The sequence below is a fragment of the Streptomyces sp. NPDC058051 genome (genome assembly GCF_042885475.1).
Classification (GTDB): Bacteria; Actinomycetota; Actinomycetes; order Streptomycetales; family Streptomycetaceae; genus Streptomyces.
Window position 1 is genome coordinate 452,047 of the sequence record NZ_JBHVRW010000001.1, and the last position, 20,757, is coordinate 472,803.

General features: G+C 70.3%; 13 protein-coding genes. 6 read left to right on the forward strand and 7 right to left on the reverse strand.

The features are described from left to right. Positions 1-48 precede the first annotated feature (48 nt). Together ACFVUT_RS01955 and ACFVUT_RS01960 are read left to right on the forward strand one after the other, a co-directional pair. On the forward strand, positions 49-2,082 hold the full coding sequence (locus ACFVUT_RS01955; RefSeq protein WP_389642706.1) for a beta-galactosidase: 2,034 nt from the start codon (positions 49-51) through the stop codon (positions 2,080-2,082). Between the two features lie 121 nt (positions 2,083-2,203). Further along, the gene (locus ACFVUT_RS01960) at positions 2,204-3,196 is read left to right on the forward strand and encodes a LacI family DNA-binding transcriptional regulator (RefSeq protein ID WP_389642709.1); all 993 of its coding nucleotides are present in this window, start codon (positions 2,204-2,206) and stop codon (positions 3,194-3,196) included. Between the two features lie 192 nt (positions 3,197-3,388). Here the strand turns inward: ACFVUT_RS01960 and ACFVUT_RS01965 are convergent, their stop codons facing one another. Both ACFVUT_RS01965 and ACFVUT_RS01970 read right to left on the reverse strand, forming a co-directional pair. Continuing rightward, the gene (locus tag ACFVUT_RS01965; protein WP_389642712.1) at positions 3,389-4,465 is read right to left on the reverse strand and encodes a mannonate dehydratase; all 1,077 of its coding nucleotides are present in this window, start codon (positions 4,463-4,465) and stop codon (positions 3,389-3,391) included. Positions 4,466-4,606: 141 nt separating this feature from the next. Continuing rightward, positions 4,607-5,308: a GntR family transcriptional regulator gene (locus ACFVUT_RS01970; protein ID WP_389642715.1), complete on the reverse strand. Its 702-nt coding sequence runs from the start codon at positions 5,306-5,308 to the stop codon at positions 4,607-4,609. 669 nt (positions 5,309-5,977) lie between these two features. On the opposite strand from ACFVUT_RS01970, the gene ACFVUT_RS01975 reads away from it, so the two are divergent. From ACFVUT_RS01975 to ACFVUT_RS01990, 4 genes are all read left to right on the forward strand, one after another. Then, complete coding sequence (locus ACFVUT_RS01975) at positions 5,978-7,267, forward strand: extracellular solute-binding protein (protein WP_389642718.1); 1,290 nt, start codon at positions 5,978-5,980, stop codon at positions 7,265-7,267. 74 nt (positions 7,268-7,341) lie between these two features. Then, on the forward strand, positions 7,342-8,244 hold the full coding sequence (locus ACFVUT_RS01980) for a carbohydrate ABC transporter permease (RefSeq protein ID WP_389642721.1): 903 nt from the start codon (positions 7,342-7,344) through the stop codon (positions 8,242-8,244). After that, positions 8,244-9,164, forward strand: a complete 921-nt coding sequence (locus ACFVUT_RS01985) for a carbohydrate ABC transporter permease (protein ID WP_389642724.1) — start codon at positions 8,244-8,246, stop codon at positions 9,162-9,164. The genes ACFVUT_RS01980 and ACFVUT_RS01985 overlap by 1 nt, the downstream gene beginning before the upstream one ends. Positions 9,165-9,189: 25 nt before the next feature. Further along, entirely contained in the window at positions 9,190-12,012 is a 2,823-nt protein-coding gene (locus ACFVUT_RS01990) for a fibronectin type III domain-containing protein (protein ID WP_389642727.1), read from the forward strand. 60 nt (positions 12,013-12,072) lie between these two features. Here the strand turns inward: ACFVUT_RS01990 and ACFVUT_RS01995 are convergent, their stop codons facing one another. From ACFVUT_RS01995 to ACFVUT_RS02015, 5 genes are all read right to left on the reverse strand, one after another. Continuing rightward, on the reverse strand, positions 12,073-14,208 hold the full coding sequence (locus ACFVUT_RS01995; protein WP_389642730.1) for an ATP-binding protein: 2,136 nt from the start codon (positions 14,206-14,208) through the stop codon (positions 12,073-12,075). After that, positions 14,205-14,909, reverse strand: coding sequence for a DUF4255 domain-containing protein (locus tag ACFVUT_RS02000; protein WP_389642733.1), 705 nt, complete (start codon positions 14,907-14,909; stop codon positions 14,205-14,207). Before ACFVUT_RS02000 ends, ACFVUT_RS01995 begins: the two co-directional genes overlap by 4 nt. Further along, positions 14,906-18,067, reverse strand: coding sequence for a hypothetical protein (locus ACFVUT_RS02005; protein ID WP_389642736.1), 3,162 nt, complete (start codon positions 18,065-18,067; stop codon positions 14,906-14,908). Before ACFVUT_RS02005 ends, ACFVUT_RS02000 begins: the two co-directional genes overlap by 4 nt. A 267-nt stretch (positions 18,068-18,334) precedes the next feature. After that, positions 18,335-19,627 (reverse strand): hypothetical protein, encoded by a 1,293-nt coding sequence (locus ACFVUT_RS02010; protein ID WP_389642739.1) that lies wholly within the window; start codon positions 19,625-19,627, stop codon positions 18,335-18,337. A gap of 286 nt (positions 19,628-19,913) precedes the next feature. Then, on the reverse strand, positions 19,914-20,639 hold the full coding sequence (locus tag ACFVUT_RS02015) for a response regulator transcription factor (protein WP_389642742.1): 726 nt from the start codon (positions 20,637-20,639) through the stop codon (positions 19,914-19,916). Between the last annotated feature and the right edge of the window lie 118 nt (positions 20,640-20,757).

Below are 20,757 nucleotides of genomic sequence, written 5' to 3' on the forward strand. Positions count from 1 at the left end.
GTCCTTCGCGTGGGCGCTCGTTCGTCGGGCGGTGAGGAGAAGAAGCTCATGACGGCAGAGTGGATCAGATGGCCCGCCAACGTCGTTGACCGGTTCGGCGGGGAACCGGTGGCGTTCGGCGGCGACTACAACCCGGAGCAGTGGGACGAGAGTGTGTGGCCCGAGGACGTCCGGCTGATGCGCGAGGCCGGCGTCAATCTGGTGACCGTGGGCGTCTTCGCCTGGTCGACGTTGCAGCCGGAGCCCGACCGATGGAACTTCGGCTGGCTGGACCATGTGCTCGATCTCCTGCACGCGGGCGACATCGCTGTCGATCTCGCCACCGCCACCGCTTCCCCTCCGCCGTGGCTCACCACACGCTTCCCGGAGGTGCTGCCCGTCGACCGGGAGGGGCGGACGATGGCGCAGGGCGGACGCCAGGCCTGGTCGCCGTCGTCACGGATCTACCGCGAGCACTCGCTCGCGCTGGTGGAGAAGTTGGCGGAGCGCTACGGCGGACACCCGGCGCTCGCACTGTGGCACGTCTCCAATGAACTCGGCGGCCACAACTCCCGGTGCTACGGCGAAGCGAGCGCCGTGGCCTTCCGGAGCTGGCTGAAGGACCGCTACGGGGACTCGCTCGACGAGCTGAACGCCGCGTGGACGACCGCCGCGTGGAGCCAGACCTATGCGGCATGGGAGCAGATCCAGCCACCGCGCCTGACGTTCACCGACTCGAACCCCACGCAGGTGCTGGACTTCGACCGGTTCAGCTCCGACCAGCTGCGAGCGCAGTTGCGTGCCGAGACGGCCGTCCTGCGCAGGGTCACGCCGGATGTGCCGGTCACCACGAACCTGGTGCTCTTCGACGCCGGCAAGAACATGAACTACAGCTCATGGACCGGTGATGTGGACCTCATCGCCGCCGATCACTACCTGCGTCCGACGTCCGATGCCCGGACCGAGCTGTCCTTCTCCGCCGACCGGGCCCGCGGACTGTCCCGGGGGAAGCCGTGGCTGCTGATGGAGACGGCCACCGGTGCCACGAGCTGGCGGCCGGTCAACCCGGCAAAGCGACCGGGGCAGCTGCGGCGAGACGTACTCGCCCACCTCGCCCGCGGATCCGACGGAATCTGCTTCTTCCAATGGCGCGCCGCACACGCGGGCGCCGAGCGGTTCCATTCCGCGATGCTCCCGCACGCCGGTCCCACCAGCAGAAAGTTCCGGGAAGTGAAGGCGCTGGGCACGGAGTTGACACGCTGCGCCGAGGTGCTCGGCAGCCGGGTGGCGGCCGACTGCGCGCTGCTCTTCTCCGAGGAGTCGTGGTGGGCCGCCGACCGCGAGTCGCACCCGCACAACGGTCTGTCGTACATGGAGTCCGCCCTCGGGTGGTACCAGGCGCTGCGGGACGCGGGCGTCACCGTGGACATCACCGCGCCGTCGGCCGACCTGTCGGGCTACCGGCTGATCATCGTGCCCCTGCTCTACCTGGTCCACGACGAGGACGTGGCCGCACTGACCGCCGCCGTGCACGCCGGGGCGACCGTGCTCGTCACCTGCTTCTCGGGCATTGTCGATCCGCTCGACCGGGTACGGCTCGGCGGCTATCCCGGAGCGTTCCGCGAACTGCTGGGCGTGCGCGTGGAGGAGTTCGCACCGATGGTGGACGGTGACTTCGTGGACATCGACGGGGTCACGGGGCCGGTCCGGGTCGCGACCTGGCACGAGGAGATCGACCTCACGGACGCGGAAGCGGCCTGCTGGTACGACAGCGGTGACTTCGCCGGCACACCGGCGATCACTCGCGTGGACCGGGGAGAAGGGGAAGCCTGGTACACGGGTGTGGAGTTGGATGCCGACGCGCGTGCGCGTCTGGTGGGGCATCTCGTGAAGCGCTCCGGGGCGACGGCGCTTCCGGCCGGAAGCGGAATCGAGGCCGTGACCCGTCGCACGGCCGGTCGCGACTACGTCTTCCTCATCAACCACGGCGACACCGACACCACCGTTCCCGGCCGGGGGACCGACCTGCTGGACGGATCGGTGCACGAGGACGGGGTATCGGTGCCCGCGGGCGGGGTGCGAGTCCTCGGACGGGCCCACTGACCGCCCCGGAAGGTACCTGCCCGCGGGCAGGCCGAGGAAGACCGGCGCGAGGCTTCGCCGAGTACGATCGACCGCCCCACAGTCGTCGGCTGGAGAGAGAGCCGTGCCGCGGAATCCCACCATGAACGACGTCGCCCGCGAAGCGCGCGTCAGCCTGAAGACGGTCTCGCGTCACGTCAACGGCGCGACGAACATCGATCCCGAACTCGCGGCTCGGATCGGCGCGGCCATCGTGAAGCTGGGATACCGCCGCAACCTCTCGGCGGCGAGCATCCGGCCCGGCCGGACAAGCAGGACCATCGGTCTGGTCATCAGCGATCTCGCCAACCCCTACTACTCCACGCTCGCGAGCGCCGTCGAGAGCGTGGCGGACGCCGCGGGCTACCTCGTCACGATCGCGAGCTCCAACGAGGAGGGGCCGCGCCACGACCGTCTGGTCGACCGGCTCATGGAACAGCGGGTGGACGGCTTGATCGTCGTACCGCCGCAGCACGCGGCGCGCGATTGGTCCGAGGTCGCGTCACCCATTCCTCCGCTGGTCCTTCTCGACCGGCCGACGCCGTACCCGTTCGCCGACACGGTGCTCGCCGACAACGCGGGCGGGGCCCACGAGGCGACCTCGGCGCTCTGCCGCGCCGGTGCACGGCGTATCGCGTACGTCGGTGACTCGCCCGGCATCCACACGATGCGCGAACGGTACGCCGGATACGCCACGGCGCTCGCCGACGCGGGGATCCCGGTGGCGGACGCACCGACGGTCACGACGGCGCACACCAGGGAGCAGGCGGAGTGCGCGGTCGGGGACCTGCTGCACGACGGCTCGGCCGACGCCGTCTTCGCCGCCAACAACCGGGCGACGATCGGTGCGTTGCTCGCGTTCCAGCGGACCGGTCGGCGGCTGCCGCTGGTCGGCTTCGACGACTTCGAGACGTCGCTGCTCGGCAGCCCTCCGGCGTCGGTGGTGAGCCAGGACATCGAGCTGATGGGGCGTACGGCCGCCGAGTTGATGATCGGCCGGCTCAACGGCGACACCTCGGAGTTCGTCACCCGGGTGCTTCCCACGCGGCTCGTCCTCAGGGGATCCGAGCGACCGGATCCGGCAGAAGCCCGGTAGGCGGGAGGCCCGGCGCGGTGCCCGCGAGCCGGCCGGGCCGCCGGGGATCGGTCCCGCACGCGGCGTAGGGAGATGAGGCGCAGGACCCCGGCGCAGGACCGCGATGCGGGCCCCTGGTTCGGCGAATTCGAGGGGCCGTATCCACGACCCCGGCCGGGCCCACCCGCACGCGGACGGGGGCATCTCACCCCGTCACGCCGACACTCGGCCGTTCGCCGGAGCAGCGCGTGTGCCGATCGGCTCGTCGAGTGACAGGCCGTTCAGGACGCCTTGCAGATATCCGATCGCGTGTGCCCGGCCCCGGCTGCAGTACGCCTCGGAGGAGGTGTCCCCCCAGGTGTCCAAGTCGCCGATCATCGCGGGCACATGATCGTCGATCAGGAACCCGTCGAAGCCCGCCGATTCGAGTCGGCGGATCACTCGTGCCGGGTCGAAGTTCCCCTCGCCGAGGAAGCATTCGCTGAAGCGCGGCACGGTGCCGCGGACATCTCGGAAGTGGACGTAGCAGATGGCCGGTCCCAGCAGGTCGATGACCTCGTTGACGCTCTGCTCGCCGGCCATCTCCGACACGGTGCCGAGGCAGAGGTTCAGCCCCCACGAGGGGCTGCCGCCGGCCTGCGCGTGGGCCCGTCCGATGGCATCCGGAGAGGTGAAGATCCGGGCGATGCCCCCGAGCGGCTCCGGGGTGGGCGGATCGTCGGGATGGAGGGCGAGCCGCACTCCGACTTCCTCCGCCACGGGGAGTACGGCGTCCAGGAAGTACTGGTGGTTCTCCCACATCCGCTCGGCGGTGATCGGCTCGTCCGGACTCCGGTCGGGGGTCAGCCGGTAGCCGGCGAGCGCGTTGCCCGCGTGGACGTCGGCCAGGTCGAAGGCGGAGACCTTGGCGCCACCGCGGCCCTTCGCCGCCATGTCCGTGCGCCAGACGTAGGTGGCGAGGAAGTTGTAGCCGAGTACGTCCACCCCGACGGCGGCGAGGTTGCGGATGGTCTTCCGGTAGTTCTCGATCTGCTCGTCGCGGCCGGGCAGACCGCGCTGGATCTTCCAGAAATGAGCGAGGGGCACGTTCTCGACGCCGTCGATCGCCAGACCGTCCGCGTCGCAGCGGTCCCGCAGGGCCCGCAACTCCTCCAGGCTCCAGAAGCCGTCGGCTCCGGGCAGCAGATCCGGTGTGTGGAACTGCACGCCGGTGAGCCCGAGTTGGTGGGCGAAGGTCGCCACCCGGGCGTCGTAGGTGTCGATGTGGCCGAGGGAGAGTCGTATGGTCATGCCTGCCCGACCCGCTGCCGGCCGAGCCCGTCCGCGTGCGCGAAGTCCATGCGTCGCCTTCCTTGAGGTAGGGGAGTGGCCGGCCGCGGTCACGCCCTCGGGCGTGCGTGGTGGTGGACCGGCCGCGTGTCCGGATCGAAGTCAGTCGGTGAAGTAGCCGGGGTGCGCGGCCCGGAGCGCCGGGCCGCGTTCCAGGGCGCGCCGCGCGTGCCGGCTGATCAGGGCGCGACCGGCGGGCAGATCGGCGTTCTCCAGCGCGTCCACGATCAGCCGGTGCTCGTCGATCAGTTCGCGCATCGCGGCGGAGTCCGGCAGCGCGAGACGGCGAAGCCGGTCCAGTTGCAGCTTCATCCGCTGCACGGCCTGCCACGCCCCCGGGTAGCCGCTGAGCGAGAAGATCTCGCAGTGCAGCGCCTCGTCGGCGGTGAAGAACGCGTCGTAGTCCTCGGCGCGGCAGCTGTGTTCCTGTTGTTCGAGGAGGTCGCGCAGTACGGTGACGTCCACCGCCGGGTCGGCGCACACCACTTCGAAGGCCGCGACCTCCAGGCTCTCGCGGACGAACCGCGCCTCTTCGACGTCACGCAGACTGATCAGCCCGACCCGCGTGCCGACCTGTGGCACGACCCGCACGAGTCCCGCGTCGACGAGCCGGGCGAGCGCCTCGCGCACCGGGGTGCGGCTGACGTGGAGCTGTCTGGCCAGGTCGGTCTCGGACAGGGAGGCGCCCGGAGCGAGCCGGAGTTCACGGACCGCCGCGACCAGCTCCTCGTAGACGCGGTCGGACGTCCGGGTCCGCGCCCCGTCCCGGGTGACGGGGGTCAGTCCCGCATCGTTCCCGGCCAAGGTCCGTTCAGGGATACGAGGTTGTTGAGGAGGATTCACGAAATGATCGTTGCACGCCGTATGCTTGTATGCAAGTATCCCAACCACTGCCCCACCCGCCGTGGAAGGGATTCACCGTGTGCGCCGACTCGCGAGACCCGTCACCGTAGGGCCCGCTCTCACCTCCCCTCCTGTCCAAGGGGTTCGACGGAGGGACCTGGGCCCGTGCCCGTACGGGGACGCGCCGTCACGGTGGCGACGACCGTGAGAACAGGCCCCACGCCCGTCTCCCGCTGACGCCGGAAGCCGCGTCTCTCCGGGAACCCCTTCCGCCGAACTGCCGGAACGCGCGGACGATCGCGGTTCCGGTATGTCCCCGCAGCGCGAACCCCCCTCGCGCCCGCGCCCGGTGCCCGCTCCACCGGCATCGCGTTCCGAGCCGTCATCCGGCCCCCGCGGACGACCTGTCCGCGCCAGGCCACGCGTCAGTACGTCCACCGCGCCCCTCCCACCGGGCTGTGCAGCCGCCGGCCCGCACGGGTCCGGGAGCGCGCCGACGGACTCGACACCGACCAGAACATCCCGCAGGCCCAGTCAGGCACGCCTCAGGCCGTCCGCACGGTCGGCCTCGATCCACTCATTGACACGAACCACGCTGTACAGAGCCGAAATTGAGAGGACGTCATGGTCATGCGCAGGGCGAGACTCGCCGCGGCGGCCATCATCGCCGCCACCGGAATCACGCTGTCGGGGTGCAGCAGCGGCAGTACCGGAGCGAGCACCAGCGGCCCGGCCGAAATCACCTTCTGGGGGTGGGCGTCGGGCTACGAGAAATCCGTCGAGCTGTGGAACAAGTCGCACCCCGACATCCACGTGAAGTACGAGGCGATAACCGACGGCGGCGCGGGTGGCTACGACAAGATGCTCACCGCCGCGAAGGCGCACAAAGCCCCCTGCCTGGCGCAGGTCGGATACGAGACCTTCTCCAGCTTCCTCGCCGCCGGTGTCCTCCAGGACGTCAGCAGCTACGTCGCACCGAAGAAGGGCGAGTTCGCCGACTGGGTGTGGGGCAACGTCGGCGTCAACGGCAAGGCCTACGGTGTCCCGGTCGACACCGCTCCGATGGCGATGTTCTACCGCGCCGACCTCTTCGAGAAGGCGCACATCGAAGTCCCCAGGACCTGGGACGAGTTCACCGCTGCCGCCACCGCGGTGAAGGCCGCGGACCCGTCGTCCCGCATCATGAACCTCCCCACCGACCCCTACCTCTACGCCGGATTCGCCTGGCAGGGCGGTGCGCCCTGGTTCGGCACCGAGAACGACGCCTGGTCCGTCTCGCTCGACAGCGCTGCGAACGGCAAGGTCGCCGACTACTGGCAGGGACTCTTCGACCGGGACCTCGTCACCTCCCACCCCGCCTTCGACGCCGCGCTGTACTCCGCGTGGAGCAAGGGCAAGGTCTGGGCGGAGGTCGGCCCGGTCTGGTCCGCCTCCCTCATCCGGGACAACGCCGCAGGCTCCGCGGGCAAATGGGACGTCGCGCCCATGCCCCGGTGGGGCGCCCAGGACACCGTCGGCAACTCGGGCGGCTCGGCCACGGCAGTGACGAAGGACTGTGCACGACCGAAGGAAGCCACCGAGTTCGCCCTGTGGATGTCGACCGACTCCGGCTCGGTGTCCAACCTGATCGCCTCCGCGGCCATCCTCCCCGCCTCCGAGTCCGGGCTCGCCAACAAGGCACTGGACGCCCCCCAGAGCTACTACGGCGGCCGGCCCGTCTACCAGCTGTTCCGTCAGGAAGCGGCCAAGGTGAACCCCGACTGGCAGTGGGGTCCGGTCATGTCCACCACCGCCACGGCGCTCGGTGACGGCCTCGGCACGGTGCACACCAAGAAGGGAACCTTCCAGGACGCCCTCGACAGCGCCCAGAAGGGCACGGTCTCCGCACTGCGGTCCCAGGGATTCTCCGTGAGCAAGTAGTCCCGCGCGGGGGCCGCGCTCCGACGCGGCCCCCGCCGGATCCGCACATCCGCCACTCCACGGAAGAGGTGACCGTGTCCTCCTCGACGATCCGACGGCGCCGACTGCGCGAACTGAGGCGAGCCGCGCCCTTCGTCCTGCCGTTCCTCCTGCTGTTCGTCATCGTCTACCTGGTGCCCACCGGGTATTCCGTGGTGAAGAGCTTCTTCGCCGAAAAACGCTCGGGCCTCGGCCTGTCCGGAGCCGAGTCCGTCTTCGCGGGCTTCGACAACTACGTCCGCGTGTTCCACGACACGGACTTCCTCGCGTCCCTGGGCAGGGTGGCCTTCGTCGGCGTCATCCAGGTGCCCGTGATGCTCGTCCTCGCACTCCTGCTCGCCCTGCTCATCGACTCGTCCGCCACGAAGGGCCGCAGGTTCTTCCGGATCGCCTACTTCATCCCCTACGGCCTGCCCGGCGTGATCGCCGGCCTGGTGTGGTCCTTCCTGTACGCGCCTTCACTGAGCCCCATCACCCAGTACCTCGGCTCGATGGGCGTCCACTTCAGCTTCGTCACCGACGGCGCCCTGCCCTTCTCCATCGCCAACATCCTGACCTGGGCATGGACCGGCTACAACACCATCCTGATCTACGCGGCCCTGCAGGCGGTCCCCGAGGAGACCATGGAGGCCGCCGCGCTCGACGGCTGCTCCGGCTGGAAGGCCGCGCTGCTCATCAAGGTCCCGCAGATCCGGCCGGCCCTGTTGCTCACCCTCGTCTTCTCCATCATCGGCACGTTCCAGCTGTACAACGAGCCGGCCACCATGAAGTCCGTGGCGCCGAACCTGTCGTCCGCCTACACACCCATCATGGCCGCGCTGCGGTCGCTGTCGGCCAACGACTTCAACTACGCCGCCGCCCAGTCCGTGGTGCTCGGCGCGCTGATCTGCGTGCTGTCCGTCCTTGTCTTCCGCGCATCGGCCAGGAGCGTCGACTGATGACCGCCACCCTGCAACCGCCCACCCGCACCGCCCCCGTGCCCCGTGAACCGGGGCCGCGACGCTCCCGGTCGGGCGCCCTCACGACGGTCACCCCGGTCTCGCGCCTGTTCGTGCTGGGCGTCATGACCCTCTTCGCCGTCTACTTCCTGCTCCCGGTGTGGTGGCTGGTCGTCTCCGCCACCAAGGGCAGCGGAGAGATCTTCTCCGGCAACGGATTCTGGTTCGGCGGGCACTTCGCGCTCTTCGACAACATCCGCACCCTGTTCGAGACCCAGGGCGGCATCTACGCGCGCTGGCTGCTCAACTCACTGCTGTACGCGGTGGGCGGCGGAATCGTCTCCACACTCCTCGCGTCCCTGTGCGGATACGCGCTCGCCAAGTTCCCGTTCCCCGGGCGCGAGGCCGTCTTCGGGACGGTGCTCGCCGCCGTGCTGCTGCCCGCACCCGTGCTCGCCATCCCGCTCTACCTCGTGTTCAGCTACACGGGCACCATCAACACCTTCTGGGCCGTGTTCATCCCCAGCATCGTCAGCCCCTTCGGTGTGTACCTCAGCCGGATCTACGCCGCGTCCTCGATACCCGACGCCCTCATCGAGTCCGGGCGGATCGACGGAGCCGGCGAGTTGCGCATCTTCGCGATGTGCGCGCGGCTCATGGCACCCGCGATGGTCACGGTCTTCCTGTTCCAGTTCGTCGCGATCTGGACGAACTTCCTGCTGCCCTCGCTCATGCTCGCCGACACCTCGCTCCAGCCGGTGACGGTGGGCCTCGTGGGCTGGCGCGAACTCCAGGGCTATCCCGTCAGCTACACCACCGTCGTCACCGGCGCGCTGGTCTCCGTCGTGCCCGTCGTCGCCATGTTCGTGTCGCTGCAGTCGTTCTGGAGCAAGGGCCTCGTCACGGGAGCCGTCAAGTAGCTCACCCACCCCGAAAGGATGATCCATGAACATCCTGACGCGAAGTCTGGCGGCCGTGTGTGCCGCCCTTCTTCTGGCGGCACCAGGCACCCCCGCCGTAGCAGCCGATGACCCGCCGACGAATCTTCTCGCCCCGGACCTGGACACCGGATTCGACAGCGGCCAGAGCCCGCTCACCCTGGCCGGCCAGACAACGGGAGGCACCCAGCAGATCGTGCAGATCGACGGCGACAACGCCCTCGAACTCCGCGACGCCTCCCAAGGCGCCAACCTCTCCAGCTACTTCTACCACCGGTGGTCCACCGGCGCCCTGAAGGACCGCGTCAACGCCGTCTACAGCGAGCCGGTCGGCAGCCCCGCCCGACAGTTCGTCCTCCAGTACGACCTGGCACGGAGCGCGGCCGGCGACAAGCCCGTCGCCAAGGACATCTACGCACAGATCCAGTTCGGCAACTTCGACAACAACCTCGTCCCCCGGTTCCCGGTGCCCGCGGTGAGCATCACCACGACCTCCGCGTACACCGGCACCTCCGGCGCCCTGTCGCGGGTCGACGACACCGACATCCCGCAGTACCGCTTCACGATCGTGCCCAACGGCGGACAGCGGCTCGTCTCCACGGTGGAGCTGGGCTTCTCCGTACGTGTCGACACCGGCGGCACCGACGAGGCGATCACCCTCGACAACCTCGGCGTCTACGAGGTGGCCGGGGGCATCACCGACACGGAGCCCCCCTCCGCCCCGACCTCGCTGACCGCCGGCGTGACCGCCGGAAGTGTCTCGCTCGGCTGGCAGGCGTCGACCGACAACCTCGGCGTGAGCGGGTACGACGTCTTCCGCGACGGCTACCAGGTCGCCTCCGTCAGCTCCACCACGACCTCGGCCGTCGTCGGCGGCCTCATGCCCGCCACGCGATACGACTTCACGGTGCGGGCGAGGGACGCGAGCGGCAACACCAGCGCGCCGAGCACACCGCTCAGGACATCGACCGGCCCGTACGTGCCCGAGTCGCCCGCCCCCCACCCCGGCACCACGCAGTCCCGCACCCAGTGGCTGTGGGACAAGACGAAGGCCATGAAGGAGGAGAGCGGCGCCGTCAACGTGGCCCAGTACACGGCGCAGCTCGCCGACCACGAGAACACCGCGGCCAACCTCGCCAAGCTGGACGCCCAGTTCCAGCTCTACGACTACGAGCAGTACAAGACCATGGCGAAGATGTACTCCTACCTCATGGCCGGAGACCAGTTCAGCCCTGACATGCTCGCCCACGTGCGCGGCTACTTCGCCTCGTACGCCTACCAGAAGCTCCCGCAGACCGAGAACCTGCGGATGAGCAACTACGCCACCGGCTATCTCGTCGGCCAGTACTTCCCCGACCTCGCCGACCTGAACGGCAACTCCGGCGCCCGGCTGAAGGCCGCCAACAAGGCGAACGTCCTGGAGATGGTGAATGCCGGCGTGCGCCGCGGCTGGGCCGAGTACCAGAGCCCCGAGTACACCTTCATGACGTACTTCTGCCTCAACGCCCTCTACCAGTGGGCCGACGACGCCTCGTTCCGTCACCAGGTGAAGATGGCCATGGACGTGATGTGGTTCGAATGGGCCAACGACTGGATCGACGGCTACATGATCTCGTCGGAGAGCCGCGCCAAGGGCGACCTGTCCTCCGTCAACGATCCGACCTGGCGGCCCGCGGACCACTCGGTGCTCGCCTGGACGTACTTCGGCGCCCACCGCGCACAGCAAGGAGTCGGCGAGTCCGACAACCCGGCCCCCTCGGCGTACCGCCCCAACCTGGAGTACGCCGGTCTCGTGGCCTGGCCGGGGACGACGTACACGCCGCCCGAGCAGGCGGTGGAGATCGGACGGAAGACCGACAAGTCCTACACCGCGCACAAGGCGAACCTCCAGAACTCCAGCGGCGACGCGATGGACATCTACCGCACCAGCTACGTCCGACCCACCTGGGGCCTCGGCACCGAGGTCCAGTACCGTCGGGTCGACAACTGGGTCGAGGACCTGCCGGTCGTGCTCCGCTGGCGGTCCGACGCCGCGAATCCGCTGTTCCGGCTGTCGGTCGACCAGGGCAACGCCTCGATCGGCGCCTACGACCAGCCCGCCAACCAGCGGGTGATGCAGAACGGCCCCACGGCCGTCGGCGTCTACAAGTCCTCGGGCGACCAGACCTCCAACTACATCAACGCGCTGTTCCCCACCAACGGTTCGATCCGCGAACGGCGTGAGGTCGACGGCTGGACGATCGCCGACACGGGGCCCATGTACTTCGCGTACAAGCTGGCGAAGCCCGGGACCTGGTACCACCAGACACCGAACGACCCGGCGAACAAGGTGAAGACGACGGCACAGAACCACCCGACCGCCGGCCTCAGCTACAGCTACGACATCCTGCGCAGCCAGGCCGACAGCAACGGCTGGGTGCTGGAATCGGCGGACGCGTCCGCGTACGCCGACCTCGACGCGTTCGCGAACGCCCTGACCGGCACCACCGGAATGGACGTGAGCCACCTCGACGACACGAACCCGCGGCTCGTCTATCACAGCCTGAGCGGGGACGACCTCGACATCACCTTCGACTCCGCGTCCCAGGCACCCGGCGCCACCCATCTCGTGAACGGCGCACCGATCGACTACGACGCGTACAAGCTCTTCGACACCCCGTGGCTGCGGCAGGACAAGCTGGGTTCGACGTTCACCGCCTCGGTCGGTGGCCACTCCCTCGTCTACGACTTCGGCCGCTGGACCGTGACCGCCAAGGACGACAAGGACGACAAGGACCACGACCGGCGCGGACGCCCGGGCCGTGCGGTACGTGGAGGGGGCACCGGGTGACATGAGCCGCGGGCCGCACCTCACCGATGGGCGAGGTGCGGCCCGGGTGCTCCTGAGGCTCTACCCTCTGCCGCGTCCGGGTGCACCCCCCAGCCAGGGACTGAACTCGCTCTCCAGGACCAGCCGGCCGAGTTTGCGGTACTCGGCGAGGACGGCCGAGACGACCTGCTCCATCCCGATCGGTCCTCCTGACTCCGCCGCCTGATAGGCAGCGGTCACCGCACAGGCACGGATCGACCCTCCCGCCAGTTCATAGCGTGCCGCGCAGACGTCCAGGTCGAGTTCCGCGTCGCGCGGGATCGCCGTCCCCAGGCAGCGGTCCCACAGGGCCAGGCGCTGCCGGGCATCCGGCATGGGGAATTCCGCGACCACGTCCAGGCGGCGGATGAAGGCCTGGTCGAGGTTGGCCCGCAGATTGGTGGTGAGCACGGCGATACCGTCGAAGGACTCGATCCGCTGCAACAGGTACGCCGACTCCACGTTGGCGTGGCGGTCGTGCGCGTCCTTGACCTCCGAGCGCTTCCCGAAGACGGCGTCCGCCTCGTCGAACAGCAGGATCGCGTTGACGTCGGACGCCTCGACGAAGATCCTCTCAAGGTTCTTCTCGGTCTCACCGATGTACTTGTCCACCACGGTCGACAGGTCCACGACGTACAGCTCCATGCCGAGCTCCGACGCGACCACCTCGGCGGACATGGTCTTGCCGGTGCCGGACTCCCCGGCGAACAACGCGACCACCCCCCGCCCACGGCCACCACCCGGCCGCATCCGCCACTGACCGAGCACCTGCTCGCGGTGGCGTGCGCGCAGGGCGAGTTCGGACAACTGGTGCCGGGTCGCGGCCGGCAGCACGAGGTCGTCCCAGCCGACCGCGGGCTCGATGCGGCGGGCGAGCCGTTCGAGCCCGGCACCGTTCTGCGCACGGACCGCCGCGCGCAGGTCCTGCGCACCCACCGGACGCTGCTCCAGGACAGCCAGCCGGGAGGCGACGGCGGCGGCCTTGCGTACCTGCTCGGAGTCGAGCCGGTAGGAGACGGCCGCTTCGACGGCCCGCTCACCGGCCGATGTGTCACCGGTGTGCAGCCCGACAGCGGAGCCGGCCGAGGCGAGCTCCCGACGCCACTGCCGTGCCACGTCCGCGGGGCCGAGGGGCAGGACCCGGACCGGAACCGGGCTCTCCGCGGACCACAGGGGATCCCAGTTCTTCTTCCCGTACGCGATCAGCGGAGCGCCGCTGACCGCTCCGCACAGGCCACCGAGCAGCCGGGCCCCCTCGGGGCGCTCGGGGGCGAGTGCTTCGAGCGGTCCGAGCACGAGACCGCCGCCGCTGAGCCGTGCCTCGGTCGCCAGTGTCCGCGCGACCTCCACCGGCGCGGGGGCGAGGGCGAGTGCCGCGGCATCGACCACCAGCGGACGGCGCCCCGCGGCGAGCAGCGCGTCGACCGCCAGCCCGCGCGGGTCGCCACCCCGGTCGAGCAGATGCACCAGGCCGCTGCCCGTGCCCAGTGCCGCCGCGACCCGCAGGGCCTCCGGCCCCGTGTCGCGCTCCGACCCGGGTCCGGCGACGCGGACGAGGCCGCGCAGCCTCCCGTCGGTCTCGTCGTCGCCGAGCAGATACGCGGTGATCCGGTCGGGGACGCGCAGCACCCGTGAGAGCAGCGGGCGTTCGGCCTCCAGAACCTCCAGCAGCCCGCCCGCCATCAGCGGGGCGGACGGCGAGAACCGGAAGCGGCCGGAACTCGCGGCGGACAGCCCGCAGAGTTCGAGTGCCAGGCCGATCGTCGGCCTTCGCCGGGTCAGGTCGTCGTTGAGATAGCCGTAGAGCCGCTCGAACCGGACGTCGATGTCCGGTGCCATCACGACCAGCAGCAGCTCGACGTCCAGCGGTACCAGACCGAAGTTCTCGGCGAGCTGCCCGATCCGGCTCCCGGGCGGGGAGTCCGGAACGGCACCGGAACCAGGGGCCGGTACCGGGGTGAACGCGTCACGGGACTCAAGGACCCGCTCGACCGCCTGCGGGGTGAGGTACTGCCCCCGGTACGGATCGTCCGGGTCCGGGTCGGTGGCCCGCCGGGCCGCCACCGCGTGCCGCACCCGGTCCTCGACGTGCTTCAACCGCTCCCAGAGGTCTTCGACGGCCGTGCCCAAGGACACCGGCCGTTCGTGAACGGCGGGGCTCCCGTGCGTCATGGTCATCGGGCCGCGCCCCCGCGCCTGCGTCGGCCGGGCGGCAACTGCCGTTCGCGTTCCGCGGCGAAGCCCTGGTCGCCGGGGTCCGACGCCCCGTCGTAGCGCAGTCGGCGCCCCGGTCCCGTCCCGTCGCCGTCCCGTGCGGGTGCGGCCCGCACCACCAGCCCTTCGGTGACCGGCGGTCCGGCGGAGACACGTTCACCGGCCAGCGGTGCCCACACCCTCAGGTCGATCGCGGCCTTGAGCTCACCGCCGAGCGCGGACCACACGTCCACGGTGGACGGCCGGTCGGTGCCCGGGCAGGCCGCCTCGATCTCCACGGTCAGCCCGAGCTCGGCGAGGCTGCCCGTGAGCATCCGGGCAGGGAGCACGTCCGAGCGTACGAGGCAGCGCAACACCTCCGACAGCAGGCGGTGTTCGTCCTGCGGACGGTTCGTCCAGGCGGTCACCAGATAGGTCAGCTCGAACCAGCGGGGCGGAGTCCGCCGTCCGGTGACCACTCCCTCGCCGTCGTGCTCCTCGGCCGTGCCGGTGCGGCGGCGGCCCGCGTCCTCACGAATGCCATGGAGGAAGACGCTGACCGTGGGGGCGTTGCGGCGTGCGGCCCACTCCTTCGTCGGCGCGTCGAAGACCAGGTCGACCCCGCTCTCCTGGAGGCCGGCGTCGACCAGCAACAGGCGTAGCCCTTCGTCGACTTCGTGGATCACCTGCGCCCCACCTCGTCCGGCGGGACGATCGTGCCGCTGACCACCAGGAAGGGCGTCGTGACCGGGCTGAACCCCGGCCCCTTGGCCGTGATGGTGCGCGGCCCCGTCTGGTCCTTCACCAGGATCAGCAGCTGCGCGATGAACGTCCCGTTCCGGCGCGGGACGGTGGCCGGCGCGGCTGCTGTGATCCCGGGCTTCCAGGTGAGCGTCACCGGCGCCCCGGGCGGGAAGTCCTTGCCCCGGACGGAGGTGACGAACCCCGGTTTGCCGACGGCGGGCACCGCGACGATGCGGGGCTGGAGGATGCGCAGCGGGATCCTGGACACGTTGTCGCCGGTGTCGGCGTCGGTACCGGTGGTGGTCAGGGTTCCGGTGATGGTCGTCCGGAGCGCCCGGTCCGGCGCGAGCACGACGCGAACGACCGTGGAGGCACGCGGCGCCAGGTCCGGCAGCGTGCACACGCCGGCGGCGCAGCCCGGCGGAAGCGAGGCCACCGGGATCCTCGCGGGCAGTCCGAGCCTCAGCCGCAGGCCGGTGGCGAGGGCGTTTCGGCCGTTGCGCACGGTGTACGTCACCACCACGCGCCCGCCGACGTAGCCGGGGCTGGGCTGTGCCCGCACCACGACGCCGGGCCCCGCCTCGGGTTCGGGCGGCGCGGGGGCGGGCGGCGGGGAGGGTGCGGGGGGCGACGGGGACGGGGTCGGTGCCGGCGGCGCGTCCTGGACCGGGACGACCGTCTCGGAGGCGTTGTCCGTGGGGTTCAGGTCGAGCACGGCTCCGGTGACCGACCAGCCGATCCGCTGGTCGCCCGGTGTCACGCCCGTCAGCCGGGCGGTGACGTCCACACTGTCCCCCGGCCCGAGCACGCCCAGGTCGCACTGCGGCGACCCGGTCGCGCAGGGCCCGGTGGCGGTGGTGAGCTCCTCCAGGCGCACCCCGGGCGGGACGTCGGCGGTGAACGTGGTGCCGGGCGAGGGCGCGGGGCCGTGGTTGGTGACGGTGACCGTCACCGATACGGAGGAACCGGTCTCCACCGCGGGCCCGGTGGGCGGCGCGGTCAGGGACAGGTCGACCGACTGCTGGAACGTGGGTTCCTTCTGCCGACCGGTGAGCCCGTTGTCGTAGGGGGTCAGCTCGCCGGTGGCGAGGTCGAGAACGGACAGCTGCTCCGGGGAGTTGGGCGACAGGGCCCGGCGCGAACTCAGCACCAGGCATCGCGCGTCCGACGACCAGGCCACGTCACGCGGCTGGAAGGGACCGGTCTGCGAGGTGTCCGGAATGTTCTGCCGGCACGCGGCGGGGTTGCCGCGCTGGACGGTCGGAAGCACGACCTGGCATTCGCCGCTGTCCAGCGACGTGACGAGGATTCCCGCGCGCTCGTTGACCCGGCCTCCGCCGTCCTTGCGGTTGAAGGCGAGCGAGCCGCCGTCGGGGGAGAACGCGGGGCTGTCGTCGATCACCTCGCACGCACCGGGGCAGGCGGTGCGGCTCAGGTCCTGCTGCTGGTTCAGCGCATCGACCGGCACGGTCCAGATGTGCTTGTTACCGCCGACGCCCCCGATCACCTGGTTGCGCGTGAAGGCGAGCGTGGTGCCGTCCGACGACCAGGTCGGCTGGGCGTCGCCGCCCGCCGGCTGCCCGCTCGGCGGGACGATCTCGTCGAGGATCGCTCCGGTGCGGGCGTCGGCGATGAGAACCCGGCTCGGCCCCGCGGCGTCGCCGACCCCGCCGGGCGAGGTCCTGGTGAACGCCAGCTTGGAGCCGTCGGGCGAGAAGGTGGGGTCGGTGTCCCAGTCGCGGGGACCGCGTCCGGCGAGTGGCATCGCCTCCTCGTGCGTACCGTCGGCGTCGGCCAGCCAGATCCGTTCGATCCGCCCGTCGTCACCGTCCTCGAAGCGGGTCACGGCGATGTGCCGGCCGTCCGGGGTGTAGGTCTGCCGCTCGGTCCACGGGTCGTAGCCCTCCGACGGGTTGAACAGCGGATCGACGGCGGGGTCGGTGTTCGTCCTGGCCTGCGGATCCTCATGCAGCAGGGTGAGCCCGAGATCCCGCGGGTCCGAACCGTCCTGCCGGACGTCCTGGAGCGTGACGACCTCGGCTGACAGGGCGCTCGTCCGCGCGACGACGGCGGTCCCGGAACCGGTGGAGCCGATCCAGGTGGGCGACTCGACCGCGCGGTCCTCGGAGAGCACCATCCGCGGTTCGGTGTCGGAGTGGGCGGTCGTCCGGTAGACGTGGTCGAAGTCGTTGCAGCCACAGACCGTGTCGGGGCTGAGGAAGACCAGGTCGTTCCCGTCCGGGAGCCAGGCGGCCGAGCGGGCGTCCCAGTTTGCCTGGACACCGGCCAGCAGGGGGCGGTCCTTTCCGGTGCCCTCGGTGTCCTCGGTGACCCGGAGCCGGGGGCCGGTCTCCTCGTCCGTTTCGAGGGTGTACGCGACGAGCGCGCGGTGGGTGTCGTCGTCCACCGGGTTCCACACCGGCTCGGTCGCCGCACCCGGCGGGCCGTCACTGATCCGGGTCACCGCGCCACCGGCCAGGGCACGTTCGTAGATCTGCCGGCCCCGCACGGGATCGCTGTCAGCGGAGTACGCGATCCGGGTGCCGTCCGGGGAGAACGTCGGGGAGGTCTCGTCGGTGGTGGCCGTGTCCGTCAGCCGCCGCGGACCGGAGCCGTCGACGCCGACCGACCACAGGTCGCGCTGCACTGTGCCCGCGGGGCCCGGCTCCGCCGAGTCGAACACCACGGTCCGGCCGTCCGGGGAGAGTTCGGGGTGTGCGGCGTTCCGGTCGGTGGTGAGCCTGCGCACCGACCCGTCCGCGCCGCGCACGTACACCTGGGGCCGCACGGAGTCGCGCAGGCTGGTGAAGACGAGCGACTCGCCGCGTACGGAGGGATCCTGGTCGTAGTGGACGGGGCCGGAGCCGAACAACGGGACGCTCTCAGCCGGGTCGGTGGCCCGGCCGAGGCTGCGGTGTTCCGTGCCGGCGAAGGCGATGCGTCCGGCATCGGCCGGCTCGTCGTCCGCCACGACGGCGGCTCTCGGCGCATCCTGTGGGGCGGACACGGAACCCGCCACCAGCAGTGGCGTCAGCAGCACCACGACGCCCGTCAGCCGACGCAGCCGGGTATGCCTCGCCGGCCCAGCAGTGCCGCTCACGGGCCCACCTCACAGTCTGGTTGACGACTCGCCCCCTCAAGCATCCTGCGCGCGAGGGAACAAGGACAGGGCCCGGAGTACCCGGAGCGGGGGAAGGAGTGGGTGCCCTTTGCGGCGGTTCTCGCCGTCCATTCCCGGGGCTCCCGCCACCGGAACCCGGTTCGGGCCCGGCCACGACCTGCCGGGAGCAGCCTGGGGAGAGGCCGGCGTACGGCCCCGCTGGACCAACGGGCGGACGTACGCGCAGTGGTGGACCGCGAGGGGTACCTACGACGACGTGTCCGCCGGCTGATCCGCCGGCTGATCCGTCGGTTGGTCCGTGCGCCGACGGGCGTGGCTCCGGCGGTTGTACGCCGTCTCGGCCGCCGCTCGCAGCTTCACATAGAAGGGGTTGTCCTGGCTGGTCTCCCACATGTGCAGGTAGATCAGCATCTGGTTGAGCACGGTGTCGTACTCGACCAGCGTGCCGGACGCGTCCCCGGCCGCCTTGCCCCAGCGGACCAGGCGCTCCCGCTGCTCGTCGGTGATCTTGCCCTGCCTCGCGAAGTTGTTCGCGTAACTCTCCAGCTTGTGAGGCTGAGCGCCGTAGACCAGCTTCTCGCTCAGCATCCGTTCCTGGAATCCGTTGAACTCGGTGTTCTCGGCCAGTTCCTGCCGCAGATCGCCGAGCACCTGCTTGCGTTCGGCCGCCAGCTTCGCGACCTCCGCATCGGTCGTTCCGGACTGCACCAGCTCCATCACCGGGCTGCTGTCGAACGCCTGCTGGGCGGCGACATGCGTCAGTTCGTGCGCGATGTGCCCCAGCAGGAAGGAGGTGCCGCCCAGGGCCTGGGTATCGACGTTGAAGGTGAACGTCGGGTCGCCGCCGTCGGTGGCCGGATTGAGCGTCATGCCCGACCTGGCCAGCGGGTACCGCATCACGGCCACCAGGTGCACCACGTTCATCAGTTCATCGATGACGGTCCGCGTCAGCTCGGGCAGCGACTCGTCGACGCGGAGCGCCCCCAGCTTCTGGACGAACCCGTTCATCATGTTCTGGAAACGCTCCGCGGGGAGGACCTGGGCCGTTCCCTGGGACTTGGTGGCCAGCGCCTGCGTGTCGTGGTCCGGGTTCTCCATGCCGTCGATCTCGGTCAGCAGGCCCTGGAAGATCGACTCAAGGTCCAGCTGCCCCTGCGCCGCCTCGGCCTGCTGACGGAGCTGCTCGGTGCCCTCGGCGCGCGACCCGTCCGGCTTGCGGACCGTGTACTCGTGGCACGCCCGCACGATGCCCTTGAGGGCGAACAGCTTGCCGCGCTGGTCGGTGTCCGGCAGGGCGTAGAACGCCCTGAGCGCGTTGTCGACCACGGTGATCTGCGAGCGGTCGCGCGACGTGAGAGACGACGTGCTCTTCTTGAACTCGCCCTCGGTCATCATCCGGGACACCGTGATCATCTGCGACACGGCCGTATTGCCCAGGGTGCTCTGCAGCCCCGCGAGGGTGCGGGGGCCGGAGCTGTTCCGTACGGAGGAGGCGGGCGGCGTGTGGTGCGTCCGCTCGGCGCTCTCGTGTGTGCGCATGGCGCCACGCTAGGTCGGCGCGGTCGCGGAACCCAGGAACGGAAGGGCACGGTGAGGGCAATACCGTTGCCCCATGAGGACTTTCGGAGCGGATCCCGCGGCGGATACCGGCCGGGAGACGACCGGGAGGACGCCGACGGGTCCGCGGCGTTCGTGTGGGACCGTCCGCGTGCTCCCCCGCGGCGCTCGGGGTTGCCCTCCCTTCGCGGCACGACAGGGAACGTCCGCGTGCCCCCGCGCGGTGACGTCGTTGTCACGTCGTCCGCGCGGGAGCCCGCGACGGGACTCAGATGAGCCCGTGGCGCATGGCGTAGCCCACGGCGTGGGCACGATTGCGCAGATCCAGTCGCGTCGCCATCTCGTGCAGCACGTTCTTGACGGTGCGTTCGGAGTACGAGGTCTTCTGCGCGATCTCGGCGGTGCCGAAGCCCTCCGACACCAGCTTGATCATCTCCGCCTCCCTCGCCGTGAGGGTGGAGAGCGAGAGCCCCCGGGGATCGAGCACCGTGCGGTGGAGGCTGCTGACATGGTCGAGAAGCCTCCCGAGCAGGTCGCCCGGCAGTACCCCCTCTCCGTTCGCTATCGCCTTCACCAGGTGGACGAGGCGGTCCTGATCGGCCTCCCCGCGCCGCAGCACGGCGGCGACACCGCATTCGATCAGGGTCTGGAGCGCGCCCGATTCGAAGAAACCGACCACGAGCCCCGTGCGGGTCGAGGTGTTGCGTTGCAGACGGTTCAGGAGCTGGACGGCGGGCTCGTTCACCATGTCCACCACTACTAAGGAGACTTGGGCCCGGTCCGCCTCGGACTCCGCTACCAGTTCGATCTCGGGCCGCAGGCGCAACTGGTGGACTATGCCGGTCTGCAGGATCAGATCCTCCGCGTACACCGCCACGGAGATCCTGCCCCCGGGGGTGGCCTTGGCGCTGCCCTCGGCGGAGCGCTCCGGTGCGGCGGGCCTGCCGGTGCGGCCCCGCTCGGGTGCTCTGTTCGTCATGTCTGTCGTCGTCATCGTCATCGCTCTGCGCTCGTCTTCCTCAGGTGCTTCCGTCGGTACCCGATATGCCTGTTGCGGATCTCGCTCACACCCGCGTCGGTCAGGGGGACCGGGCCCGGGGAGGGGTCTTTGG